This window comes from Shewanella insulae (assembly GCF_009831655.1).
In the GTDB taxonomy this organism is placed as follows: domain Bacteria; phylum Pseudomonadota; class Gammaproteobacteria; order Enterobacterales; family Shewanellaceae; genus Shewanella; species Shewanella insulae.
On record NZ_WRPA01000006.1, the window covers coordinates 1 to 12,419 of the forward strand.

The 12,419-nt window shown below is 53.5% G+C and carries 9 protein-coding genes; 7 read left to right on the forward strand and 2 right to left on the reverse strand.

Annotated elements, in window-relative coordinates; translation table 11 throughout:
• Window positions 1-171: 171 nt before the first annotated feature.
• Both GNT65_RS08155 and GNT65_RS08160 read left to right on the forward strand, forming a co-directional pair.
• On the forward strand, window positions 172-1,098 hold the full coding sequence (locus GNT65_RS08155; protein ID WP_160795128.1) for a toll/interleukin-1 receptor domain-containing protein: 927 nt from the start codon (window positions 172-174) through the stop codon (window positions 1,096-1,098).
• A gap of 129 nt (window positions 1,099-1,227) precedes the next feature.
• The gene (locus GNT65_RS08160) at window positions 1,228-1,635 is read left to right on the forward strand and encodes a GFA family protein (protein ID WP_160795454.1); all 408 of its coding nucleotides are present in this window, start codon (window positions 1,228-1,230) and stop codon (window positions 1,633-1,635) included.
• Between the two features lie 370 nt (window positions 1,636-2,005).
• On the opposite strand, the gene GNT65_RS08165 is transcribed toward GNT65_RS08160, so the two are convergent.
• Window positions 2,006-3,466, reverse strand: a complete 1,461-nt coding sequence (locus GNT65_RS08165) for a beta-Ala-His dipeptidase (RefSeq protein ID WP_160795130.1) — start codon at window positions 3,464-3,466, stop codon at window positions 2,006-2,008.
• 423 nt (window positions 3,467-3,889) lie between these two features.
• Between GNT65_RS08165 and GNT65_RS08170 the strand changes: the two genes are divergently transcribed.
• From GNT65_RS08170 to GNT65_RS08190, 5 genes are all read left to right on the forward strand, one after another.
• Window positions 3,890-5,422 (forward strand): M17 family metallopeptidase, encoded by a 1,533-nt coding sequence (locus GNT65_RS08170; RefSeq protein WP_160795132.1) that lies wholly within the window; start codon window positions 3,890-3,892, stop codon window positions 5,420-5,422.
• 885 nt (window positions 5,423-6,307) lie between these two features.
• Window positions 6,308-7,597 carry an NCS2 family permease gene (locus GNT65_RS08175; RefSeq protein WP_160795134.1) on the forward strand — a complete coding sequence of 430 codons (1,290 nt, stop codon included), beginning with the start codon at window positions 6,308-6,310 and terminating at the stop codon, window positions 7,595-7,597.
• Between the two features lie 195 nt (window positions 7,598-7,792).
• On the forward strand, window positions 7,793-8,911 hold the full coding sequence (gene proB / locus GNT65_RS08180) for a glutamate 5-kinase (protein ID WP_160795136.1): 1,119 nt from the start codon (window positions 7,793-7,795) through the stop codon (window positions 8,909-8,911).
• A gap of 34 nt (window positions 8,912-8,945) precedes the next feature.
• Window positions 8,946-10,235: a glutamate-5-semialdehyde dehydrogenase gene (locus GNT65_RS08185; protein ID WP_160795138.1), complete on the forward strand. Its 1,290-nt coding sequence runs from the start codon at window positions 8,946-8,948 to the stop codon at window positions 10,233-10,235.
• A gap of 314 nt (window positions 10,236-10,549) precedes the next feature.
• Window positions 10,550-11,191, forward strand: a complete 642-nt coding sequence (locus GNT65_RS08190) for a hypothetical protein (protein WP_160795140.1) — start codon at window positions 10,550-10,552, stop codon at window positions 11,189-11,191.
• A 102-nt stretch (window positions 11,192-11,293) separates the two neighbouring features.
• Here GNT65_RS08190 and GNT65_RS08195 read toward each other — a convergent pair whose 3' ends face one another.
• The gene (locus GNT65_RS08195) at window positions 11,294-12,220 is read right to left on the reverse strand and encodes an EamA family transporter (protein ID WP_160795142.1); all 927 of its coding nucleotides are present in this window, start codon (window positions 12,218-12,220) and stop codon (window positions 11,294-11,296) included.
• Window positions 12,221-12,419: the final 199 nt, after the last annotated feature.

Consider the following 12,419-nt stretch of genomic DNA (forward strand, 5'->3'; position numbering starts at 1 on the left):
CATGTAGTATTGTAATGTCGCGCATGGTGTTGTTCTAGTTTGTTTTTGGCGAAATTGATTAGATCAAACAGCACCATGCGTGTCTACTAATTGATTGTACAAGGAATTATCTGGGGATTCCCTAGATGCGGGCGTTACATGCCCTAAGCATCGGAGCCATTAGAGGGAATTATGAAAGTAATCGATAGAATTGAATTGCTAGAAAAAATAGGACTTGAGCTTCAATCGAGGATGACTTTCGATGAAATAGATATGTTCTTTGCTGCGCACGGAATTGATTGCAAAGATATTCAGCCTAGTGCAAACAGCAAGAGAATCTACGCCAAAGAGGTATTGGCACAAAAGCCCGAAGATCTAATATTCAAGATAGCTGAAGAACTCAATGTGCCTCATGGTTATTCAACAATCTCAACTAAAGAGGCTACCTTCTGGAAGGCGGGCTACTTTAGGTTGTTTTTGAGCCATCTTGCCTCATTCAAAGTTCAAACATCTCACCTTCAGTCAGTTCTAAGCAACTACGCTATTTCAGCCTTCGTGGCGCATGAAGACATTGAGCCATCTAAAGAGTGGCAATTGGAAATTGAGGCAGGGCTTCATTCAATGGATGCTCTGGCTGCAATATTGATGAATGGTTTCAAGGAAAGTAATTGGTGCGACCAAGAAGTGGGGGTTGCTGTTGGCCGAGGTGTGCTTATAATTCCGGTGCGGAGAGGCTTAGATCCATACGGATTTATAGGGAAATATCAAGGTATACAAGCTCTCAATAAAACTGTTGGTGAGGTTGCCGAGCAAATTTTCCTAACGATAGTAAAGTCACCTAAAACAAGAGAAAAAATGCTTAACTCACTTGTTAATGCAATCGCGCAGTCAACGGATATCGAAGAGGCAATTAATCGGGTTAATATTCTTAAATCTCTTGAGTCTGTGCCAGAAGAAACACTGGAAAGTCTGAAGGCTAGAGTCAGTGATAATTCTATCCTCATAGAATCGCAAGGTTTTTTGTCCGTAGCCAACGTGCTGTTATCAAAGTTTGGTGTACAGAGAATTCTTCCTCAGGCACAAGTACAACAAGAGGAATGGGATGATATACCGTTCTAAAAAGCATGTAACAAGTGACTGTGGTGTTCAGTCAAGATAACCTGCCTTCACGCAGCATGGCTCCTTGTTTTTAAATGCGGTATTGAGGAGTAGAATGGCGCTAGCGTTTTACAACCAATGGAGATGGAAATGGAGTATCCGGTGAAAGGGGCGTGTCAGTGTGGCGGTGTGACTTATGAGCTGCATTCGGCACCTTTGATGGTGGTGGCCTGTCATTGTAAGGAGTGTCAGAAGCTCTCAACCAGCGCCTTTAGTATCACGGCCGTGGTGAATGCCGACAGCATAGAATTTCAGGGCGAGATGGCCGAGTGGAGTCGCGTGGCCGATAGCGGCAATGTCAATGGTGCTAAGTTTTGTCCCACTTGCGGCAACCGCATCTATCATTTCGACCCAAAAGATCCCAGTAAAATTAAACTTAAGCCGTCGAATCTGTCAGATACCAGCCTTATTGCGCCTACCGCTCATGTCTGGGTCAGCGAGAAGCAAAGCTGGTTTACCATCCCCGAAGGCGTCGCCGTTTACGATAAGCAGCCTTAACCCAATATAACCAATAGGATTTCTCGGCATTTGCTGCACCCATGCTCTGCACCTGCCGTAGGCAGTTCAAAACAATGCGGGCTAATGCTGGCGTTCGTTACGTAATACCAATCGTAATAAATAATTGATCATTCTAGCTTGTTAAAATGCTCGATAACTGTATTAGTATTTTTAATTGTAGAATAACTACTTATCTAAAAATCCTGCTTTGTTCTCAAGCGTTTTTCCTGCGTTATTTCTGATCACATATTTACTGTGATTGGTATAAGACATTTACCGTCGAATGCGGCACCGACGCAGCATTTGTTTGCCAACAAAAAAGGCGTCTCGTTAGACGCCTTTCTCATCGATAACCTAGTTACGCTATCTATTATGCTTTTTCTGGAATACGTTCCAGCACGGCGAGGAGCAGCTTCCAGTATTGCTCGACGGTCTCGATTAACACCATCTCGTCTGGGCTGTGTGGGAAGCGGATGGTGGGGCCAATAGAGACCATATCCATCTCTGGGTAGGGCTTCTTGAACAGACCACACTCCAGACCCGCGTGGATCACCATGATAACCGGTTCCTTGTTGTAGATAGACTCGTAGGTGTCTTTCACAATCGCCATCACAGGAGAGCTGCTGTCTGGCTTCCAGCCTGGGTATGCGCCGCTGAACTCCACCTCGGCACCGGCCAGGTTGCTCAGGGCGGTGAGGTAGCCTTCGACCTCTTCGCGGCCCGAGTCGATCAGCGAGCGGATGAGGCAGAGGATGCTTACCGATTCGGCTTCTGTGGTGATCACGCCAACGTTGAGCGAGGTCTCGGTGACGCCTTGGATCTCATCGCTCATGCGCATCACGCCGTTAGGGCAAGCGTTTAGCAGGTCGATCAGTGTCTGCTGAGTGGCTTCGCTCATCACCTGGGTGGCGGCTGGGATCTCGCTGAGGGTCAGCAGCATGTCAGGGTCGGCGATGGCCAGTTCCTGACGGACCAGATCGGTATATTCCTGGATCAGGGTTTCCAGGCGTGGCAGGTTTTCGTTCGGCAGCATGAAGCTGACGCTAGCCTCACGAGGGATGGCGTTACGCAGCGAGCCGCCGCTGAAGTTGGTCAGTTCCAGTGCCAGCTCGTCGGCGTGGTTAAACAGGAAGCGGGCCAACAGCTTGTTGGCGTTGCCGCGGCCCAGGTGAATGTTCACCCCTGAGTGACCGCCTTTAAGTCCTGAGAGTGTTAGGGTGTAGGTCGACAGACTCGGCTCGGCCGCCTGCCATACCATAGGCACAGTGATCTGGGCATCGACGCCGCCGGCGCAGCCCATGTAGATCTCGCCTTCCTGCTCTGAGTCTGTGTTGATCAGGATCTCGGCGTCAAGGTAACCGGCTTCCAGACCGAAGGCACCTGTCATGCCTGCTTCCTCATCTATGGTCAGCAGCACTTCCAGCGGGCCGTGTGGGATGTCGTCACTGCCGAGGATAGCCAGCGCAGAGGCCATGCCGATACCGTTGTCTGAGCCCAGGGTGGTGCCCTTGGCCTTAACCCACTCGCCGTCTACATAGGCTTCGATAGGATCTTTCTCGAAGTCATGCACCTTGTCGGCATTTTTCTGCGGCACCATGTCGATATGCGCCTGCAGGGCCACGATCTTGCGGTTTTCCATGCCAGGGGTTGCCGGCTTCTTGATGATCAGGTTACCGACCTTATCTTCGACAACGCTGAGTTGTTTGTCTTTGGCCCAGTTTTGGATGTATTGGCTTAGTGCCTGCTCATGCTTGGAAGGGTGGGGAATGGCGCAGATCTGTTCAAACCACTGCCAAAGTACCTGAGGTTGCAATTGACTTAATGTGCTCACGGACAAACTCCTCTGTAATAAAGGTCTTTGAGGTCTAATTTGGCGATAGTCTATCATAGACTCTAGTGGTGCGGGGGCATGAAAGCGGGTAGGTATCCCTCAAGTGTCATACTAAGTTGCCACCCGCCAAAAGCCGCCTTAGGGGGCGGCATCATTATTTTCATTTGGCATTGGCGCCAGATAGGAGAATAATGCCAACACTCACGGCGATTTAACCTTGCTGGACATGGCCTTAACCCAACCCTCAAACCTTGGGTAAGCGGCCTTACAGAGATGGCAGGGGTTAGTATTGTCTTTAGTGAGAGGTTGATATTCACAATAGGCAGGCAAAGATCTGTCAAAGCTCAGGGCGCCTGTATCAGTTATATAGGCGTCAGTTGATTCGGCTAAGACCGAAAAACCGCTAGATGAAAAGGATGAGGCATGACCGGGGTTCAATTTATAGATGTAACAGATTCAGAAGCCATTTTTGACGATAACCAGTGGGATGCCGTGGTACTGGTAACCCATGGCCTAGACGCCATTGCCCAGGAGGAGCTGGCCATGCTCGCCAGCCATGGCGCCCAGGTGGATGCCAGGGTAGGGCGCTCCACCACGCTGTTGTTTGCCCCCGGGCTGGCCGGTGGTCGCCTGATTGTGGCACCGGTGGCCGATGGCGATAGCGATATTCAGGATGTGCGCGGCTATAGCGACGCCGCTCGCCAGGGCATAAAAGTGGCCTTCGATGCCGGCGCCAGACGTCCGCTGCTGATCGTCACGCCATCGACTCAGGCGAGATATGCACAGTCCATGGGAGTTGCCGCGCTGGGTTGTGCCCAGGCGTTATGGCAGTCGCTGGAGCGCCGCGAGGCACTGGGTGAGATGGACAATATCTCACAGATCGGCCTGCTGGTGGACGATAAGGCAGCTGAGCTGCTCAGCGCCATCGAGGCGGGTAAACACCTGGCGCGCGACCTTTGCGGCACAGAGCCAGAGCGCATGTCGGCGCCCGCCTTTGCCCAGTACTGTGTCGATGCGCTTAAGGGGCTGGACTTGACCATGTCGGTTGTCGAAGACAGAGACGTGCTGGAGCGTGACTATCCGCTGCTAAGCGCCGTGGGCCGCGCCTCTTTTGCGGTCTCAAGGCATCAGCCTAGAGTGGTCAAGCTGGAATATAAGGCCGAGGGGCCTATCGAGCGCAGCTACTTCTTTGCCGGTAAGGGCGTTGTGTATGACACGGGCGGGGCCGACCTTAAGGTTGGCGGTGCCATGGCCGGGATGAGCCGCGACAAGGGCGGCGCGGCCGCGGTTGCCGGCTTGATGAAGACCCTGGCCTTGCTGAAACCTAAAGGCGTTCGTGTGGTGGCCGAGCTTGGCCTGGTGCGTAACAGCATAGGCAGCGAGGCCTTCGTGACCGACGAGATCATCACCAGCCACGCAGGCGTGCGGGTGCGTATCGGTAACACTGACGCCGAGGGGCGTTTGGTGCTGGCGGATCTGCTGTCGCACCTCAGACTCAAGGCGCAGGACGCCGTGGCGCCGCAGCTCTTCTCGGTGGCGACTCTGACCGGCCATGTGGTGCGCGCTTACGGCGGCTATACGGCAGTGGTAGAAAATGCCGTGGCGCGGGAGCAGAAGGTGGGTGACAGCCTGCAGGCGATCAGCGAGGCCTGGGGCGAGCCTATAGAGGTGTCACGCATGCGACGTGACGATTATCAGAAGATAGTCGATCCTTCTGGTGCGGCGGATGTGCTGTCGTCCAACAATGCGCCTTCCTCCGTGACGGCCAGGGGACACCAGTATCCGGCGGTCTTCCTGCTGAAGGCTTCTGGCCTAGAGGCCCATGGCCTGTCGAGCGACACGCCGATGGCCTATACCCATGTGGATATTGCGGGTAGTGCGACCGAGGGTGATCCCCTGTATGGCACGCCTACCGCGGCGCCACTTGTTAGTTTGTGTCAGCTGATCCGTGGCTGAACCAAGCAGACCCTAGCCTAGCTGGGCGCAAAATTTGACCGGGGCAAGCATAGGCTTGCCCCTTTTTGTTGCCGGATCACAATAGGGTGAAAAAGCGTGATCTCGACCCGCCTCGCAACGGGCTTTTGATGTAGTAAAATTACAGTTTGAAGGGTTTTTTAAAAAAAATAGAAAAAAAGCTTGTAATAAAACTACATTTAAATATAATGGCTCTCGTTGGTTAGACACAGTGTCTTCCACCTCAAAGTCTATCCAGGATGGATAACTCTCCAAGGAACCGAGCGACAAGTTGACTGCGGCATGGCCCCGGAAATGAAAGGCCTGCCAAGTTTCACTAGAGATTATTTTTTCAACTTTGTTAGGAGTTAATGACTATGTCTTATACAGGAATTCAGCACGTTTATTGGCAGAATACTTGGTTTTGTACCGATGCCCTTCGCGGTGGTCTGTACGCTATGCCTTTTAAGGGCTAACTACCCCTGAGATCATTTGAACCTAGTTCACTCGATTAAAGTAGTTGCATCATCCATCAACCTTACCCCGTTTGGGGATTTTTAGACTCAAGTTGTCTATTGCTCATTGAGCGGTAGGCCAGTGTAACCCGCTAGCGCGGTAACTCTTTCCTTTCGGAACACTTGAAACATGTCTCGCCTGCTCTTTGAGCAGGCTTTTTTTTGCCTGAAATTTGCCATCTCTGTCTCGCATCCCCGGCGATAAATCTGGCGTAGATCACCTTTATGCAATCGTCTCGAGTCATGACTCTAATCTGGCTCGCGTTTGCGCAATTATTGCGTATATAATCCTCGCTTGTTATCAAGTCGTTAACTTGGTTTCAACTTTTACCCTACCTAAATAAACCATAATTAAATCAAGGAACCTCGTTCCATGTTAGAAAAAGTATTTAAGTTAACCGAGCACCAAACAACGTTAAAACAAGAGGTGGTGGCCGGATTGACCACCTTTTTAACCATGGCCTATATCATCTTCGTCAATCCCATGATGTTGGCCGATGCGGGCATGGACCATGGCGCCGTGTTCGTCGCCACCTGTCTGGCCGCGGCCGTGGGTTGCCTGGTGATGGGCATAGTGGCGAACTATCCTATCGCCCTGGCACCGGGTATGGGGCTCAACGCCTTCTTTACCTATACCGTAGTGGGCGAGATGGGCTACAGCTGGGAGACGGCGCTGGGGGCGGTATTCCTCTCAGGGATCTGTTTCCTCATCCTCTCTCTGGTGAAGATCCGTGAATGGATAGTTAACAGTATCCCTATGTCGCTACGTCTGGGGATCGCCGCCGGTATCGGCCTGTTTCTGGCGCTGATCGGTCTCAAGAGTGCCGGCATAGTGGTGGCCAGCCCCGCAACTCTGGTGACCATGGGGGATGTTACCGCCTTGCCAGCCGTGATGTCTGTACTGGGCTTCTTCATCATTATCGCCTTGGTACACAGAGGCTATCAGTCTGCGGTGATCATCAGCATTTTGGGGATCACCGCGCTGGGGCTTCTCTTGGGAGACGTGCAATACAACGGCATGATCTCGACGCCGCCGTCGATTGCGCCGACCTTCATGAAGATGGATCTCTCCAGCGTGCTTGAGATAAGCATGCTCTCCGTGGTGTTCGCCTTCCTGTTTGTGGACTTGTTTGACACCTCTGGCACCCTGGTGGCCGTGGCCCAGCGCGGCGGTTTCCTTGACGACAGGGGCAGACTACCGCGTCTCGGCCGCGCCCTGACCGCCGACAGCAGCGCCACCATAGCCGGGGCCATGCTAGGCACCTCGACGACTACGAGTTATATCGAGAGTACCGCCGGGGTTAGCGCCGGTGGCCGCACCGGACTCACCGCCGTGGTGGTGGGGATCATGTTCCTGCTATCGCTGTTTATCTCGCCGCTGGCGGGCATGGTTCCGGCCTACGCCACCGCAGGCACGCTCTTCTATGTCGCCATCTTGATGATGTCTGGCCTGGTGCATGTGGACTGGGAAGATCTTACCGAGGCGGCGCCTGTGGTGGTGGTCTGTATTCTGATGCCGCTGACCTTCTCCATCGCCACAGGTATCGCCATGGGCTTTATCGCCTATGCGGCTATTAAGCTCTTCAGCGGTCGCTACAGGGATCTCACTGTCGGTGTCTTGGTGTTGGCGGCGCTCTTCCTCGCCAAGTTCATCTATGGCTAGGTGAAGTTAGGGCTAAGTTCTTAGCTTAAGTCGAGTGACAGCCAGTTTAGATTAAAGGTCATACAATGTATGGCCTTTTTTTATGACTTTTATTGAAGGAAAGTTGACTGGCTCTAATCTTTTATCTTCCCAGCTACCATTTGCCCTAGGGATTGGGTATAACTTGAGGTTCGGTTTTTTTCTGTCGAAATGTCAATGAACTTAAGTGAGATAGGCTACCGCCGTGTGGTGGTAAAGTTGGGCACCAGTGTGCTCACCTCGGGCTCGCGTCAGCTGGATAAGGCGCATATGGTTGAGCTGGCCAGGCAAATGGCCAAGCTGATGAAGTCGGGTGTCGAAGTGGTGCTGTGCACCTCGGGCGCCATCGCGGCCGGGCGCGAGCACTTAGGTTATCCCACACTGCCAGATACGGTCGCCAACAAGCAGCTGCTGGCGGCCGTGGGCCAGAGTCAGCTGATCCTCGCCTGGTCGCAGCTGTTTAGCATCTACGGGCTGCATGTGGGCCAGCTGCTGCTGACCCGTGCCGATTTGCATGACAGGGAACGCTACCTCAACGCCAGGGACTCTCTTAATGCCCTGCTGGCCAACGGCATCATACCTATCATCAACGAGAACGATGCGGTGGCAACCAATGAGATCAAGGTGGGCGACAACGACAACCTGTCGGCCAGGGCGGCGCTGTTGTGTGATGCCGATCTGCTGGTCCTGCTGACGGATCAGAAGGGCCTGTTCGATGCCGACCCAAGGGCGAATCCGGATGCTAAGCTGATCAAGCAGGTGGTCAACATCGACGATAGCCTGCGCAGCCTGGCGGGCGGTGCGGTTTCCGGCCTGGGCACTGGCGGCATGGCGACTAAGCTGCAGGCGGCGGACATTGCCCGGCGCGCAGGGGTCGAGGTGGTGATCGCCTCGGGCCATCATCCTAAGGTGATCTTAGATGCCGTGTGTAAGCTGCCGGTGGGTACCCATTTCACCGCACTGGAAAATCCGCTGGAGAGCCGTAAGCAGTGGATCTTGGCGGGCCCGGCGACCAAGGGGCGCCTGATACTGGATAGCGGTGCCATCAACGCCGTGACCCTGAAGGGGCGCAGCCTGCTCTCTAAGGGGATCCTATCTGTGAGCGGTGTGTTCGACCGCGGTGCCACCCTGCAGCTGGTGGACGAACAGGGGAGGGAACATGCCAGAGGCATGAGTCGCTACAGCGCCAAAGATCTGCAGAGGATTGCCGGTAAACATTCGAATGAAATCGAGTCGCTGCTGGGTTACGACTACGGCGATGCCATAGTGCATCGCAACGACATGGTGGTCCTGTAAGGTTTTCGGCAGAGTCAATCTGTGCAGATTAAAGATGAGTGGATTAGAAACGATGGACGATAAACAGCAGTATTTAAACACACTCGGCGAGCAGGCCAAGGCCGCCAGCTACGCCATGGCGAGCCTCTCGGGTCAGCAGAAGCGCGACTTGCTTAGGGCGATCGCCGCTAAGCTGAGCGAAAAGCGTGAGCAGATAGTCGAAGCCAATCAACAGGATGTGGCTAAGGCGCGGGAAAATGGCCTGAATGATGCCATGATAGACAGGCTGCTGCTGGACGATACGCGGCTATCGGGTGTGATTGCCGACATAGAAAATGTGGTGGCCCTGGCCGATCCTATCGGCAGCGAGCTGGAGAGCCAGCTGCTGGACAATGGCCTGCGCCTGTCCCGTCGCCGCGTACCGCTGGGCGTGCTGGGGGTTATCTATGAGGCGCGCCCCAATGTGACCGTGGATATTGCCGTGCTGGCGCTGAAGACGGGCAATGCGGTGATCCTGCGCGGTGGCAAGGAGACCCTGGCGTCTAATCTGGCATTAAGTGAGGCGATCAGGGAAGCCATTAGCGAGCAGGGGCTGCCGAGCGATGCGGTGCAGCTTATTCAAGACCCAGACCGTGCCCTGGTCTCGGGTCTGCTCAAGCTCGACAAGTATGTGGACATGATAGTGCCTCGTGGCGGGCAGAACCTGCAGCGCCTGTGCGCCGAGCAGGCGACCATTCCTGTGATCTTAGGCGGTATCGGCATCTGTCATCTCTACGTCGATGGCGAGGTGGATCAGGACAAGGCCATAGAGGTGATCGCTAATGCCAAGGTGCAGCGCCCGACCGTGTGTAATGCCCTGGATACTGTGCTAATCAATCAATCTATCGCCGAGTCCTTCTTGCCTAAGCTCTACGCCCACCTAGACGCACTCGGCGTGAGTTTTCATGCCTGTGAGCAGGCCCAGACCATAGGCATAGATGCCGGCGTGACGACTCACGAGGCTAGTGATGAGACCTTTGGCACAGAGTGGCTGTCGCTGAACCTGGGCGTCAGGGTGGTGGAGGATATGGATATGGCGATCGCCCATATCCGCCGCTTCTCCAGTGGCCACTCCGAGGGGATCCTGAGCGATAATATTCATGCCACGGCCCACTTCATCAATCAGGTGGATGCGGCGGCCGTGTATGTCAACGCCAGTACACGTTTCACCGACGGTGGCCAGTTTGGCCTGGGCGCCGAGGTGGCGGTTTCGACCCAGAAGCTGCATGCCAGAGGCCCAATGGGGCTCGAGGCGCTGACCACCTATAAGTGGATCGGTGTCGGTGACTATACCGCCCGTGGTTAAAGTGACATAACAGCTATTCAGATTAAAAGGAGCCATTGGGCTCCTTTTCTTTTTTTAGCTTCTTCAAACTTTTTCTCAGTAGCTTTTTCTTAGTAGCTAAGTCTCAGTAGCTATATCTCAGTAGCTTTATCTCATGATCTCTAGTGATGAAATTGACCAGATCCCTTGGTGAGTTTCGCAACTTGTTCGGGGGAATCATCAAAGTGAGAAAACGAATTTGAATTAAAAGCGTTTAATTACAATGTCTTACGGTTTTGGCATCTTGCTTGCTATACCTTAATCAATCTCACAGGGAGTCGGTTACGGAGCATAAGATGAAAAACAACATGGTTAACAAGGCATTGGTAAGTTTGAGTCTGGTAGTAGGTTTGATGAGCGTGGGCGCACAGGCGGCCTCCAGCATCACACTCAACGATGAGTTCGACTATCGTGGCCAGAAGGTGGCGTTAGACATGGATGTGGGCCAGGCGGAGCTGATCGCCAGCGATCAAGACAAGGTGCGGGTCGAGGTGGTGGTGAAGGCCAACGATTCGAAATGGTTTGGTTTCTGGCAGAACAGTGATGTGAGCTCGGCCAAGTTCGATATCCTCGACGATGGCAATAAGCTGGTATTAAGACTGGCGGATCAGGACGATGTGAATCAGAAGTGGCGTGTCTATCTGCCTCGCAATGCCGAGCTCGAAGTGGACGCCGGTGTGGGTGAGGTGACGGTGGATGGCCTGAGTGCCAGCATCGATGTCGAGCTTGGAGTGGGCCGCGCCGAGATCACCCATGATGCCAATTTTGGTGATGTGTCGCTCGAGTCTGGTGTGGGTGAGGTGAGCATTCGTGACGGCGGTAAGCGTCTGAAGGTAAACCAGAACCTGGTGAGCCAGAGTTATCATCAGCGAGGTGTATCCGGTGACGACCATCTGTATGTGTCGGTGGGCGTAGGAGAGATCGACGTGCGCAACTAGCCACTGAAAATCAATAAGCGATAAGCGTAAAAAAACCGACCCTAGGGTCGGTTTTTTTATGCAAGGGCGTCTATCTTTGACAGCTTATGTTAGCCGATGATTTTAGTTCTCAGGCGTCAGCGCAGGGCCTGTTTTGGCTCGCAGGCGCTTAAGCTGAGGCAATAGCTGCTGCAGCGCCAGCGCGGTCAGGATAAGTCCCAGGCCGATGAAAGTCGATGGTGTAATAGTCTCTTGTAGGATCCAGGCGATGAAGCCTACCGAGAGGACCGGGGTGATAAAGACCAGGGTACTCATGCTGGCGGTGCGATCCGCCTTCTTGAGGGCGACCAGCCAGAGCACGAAGGTGACCCCCATCTCAAACAGGCCTACATAGATGCCTGCGCCAAAGGCCTTGAGATCCCAGCTCGGCAGCGACTGGGTCAGCAGCAGGGTTACCAAGATAAAGGGGAGTCCTACCATGAAGCTCAGCAGCAGGCTGACCACAGGGTCGCCCTGATCCTTGGTGTTGACTATCCAGTAGAGCGACCAAAGTAGGGTGCTGGTGAGCGCCAGTAGCACCCCTGTGGCACTCTCGAAGCGTACGCTGGTGATTTCGCCATTGGTGGCGATGACAAATACGCCGAGGTAGGCAATCAGCGCCGCGGTGAGATCGCTCTTGCGCAGTTTCTGTTTCAGTAGCGGCACAGCCAGAAGGGGTAGCAAGATTGCCCAGGTGTAGTTGAGCGACAGTGCCTGTTGGGCGGGAAGCAGGGCGTAAGCCTTAAACAGCACCAGATAGTAGAGAAACGGATTGAGTAGCCCGGTCTGCAGATAAAACCAGGGACGGCTGTTAAATTGGCGCTTAATGAGGTGCAGCTTACCGGTCGCGGCGAGTATGACGCCTAGGGCGAGGATAGAGGTCGAGACGGCGACAAACACTAGCTGTAGGGGCGTAAAATGGCTCAGGGCCAACTTGAAGGCGGTGGCGACGGTCGACCAGAGTAAGATGGCCGCTAAGGCATAGAGATAAGCTTGGTTGGATGATTTCACTGAACCTTCTCACTAAACGAGACAACTAAAAAAGTCCCACGCGCCTGGGGCACAGAGGGAGTTTTACTTCGATTGCATGCATTATACGCTTCTTGTTAGCCGCCCGGCAGCTTTTAAGATCAAAAAAATACTCAATTAAGTTAATTTTTATCTTTCTTGCCCTTGTATTCCCAATTGCTGTCCCAATATAGGGTGTTAA

Coding starts and splice junctions, on each gene's coding strand:
- GNT65_RS08155 (WP_160795128.1), top strand. CDS start 172: ATGAAAGTAATCGATAGAATTGAATTGCTAGAAAAAATAGGACTTGAG.
- GNT65_RS08160 (WP_160795454.1), top strand. CDS start 1,228: ATGGAGTATCCGGTGAAAGGGGCGTGTCAGTGTGGCGGTGTGACTTAT.
- GNT65_RS08170 (WP_160795132.1), top strand. CDS start 3,890: ATGACCGGGGTTCAATTTATAGATGTAACAGATTCAGAAGCCATTTTT.
- GNT65_RS08175 (WP_160795134.1), top strand. CDS start 6,308: ATGTTAGAAAAAGTATTTAAGTTAACCGAGCACCAAACAACGTTAAAA.
- proB (WP_160795136.1), top strand. CDS start 7,793: ATGAACTTAAGTGAGATAGGCTACCGCCGTGTGGTGGTAAAGTTGGGC.
- GNT65_RS08185 (WP_160795138.1), top strand. CDS start 8,946: ATGAGTGGATTAGAAACGATGGACGATAAACAGCAGTATTTAAACACA.
- GNT65_RS08190 (WP_160795140.1), top strand. CDS start 10,550: ATGAAAAACAACATGGTTAACAAGGCATTGGTAAGTTTGAGTCTGGTA.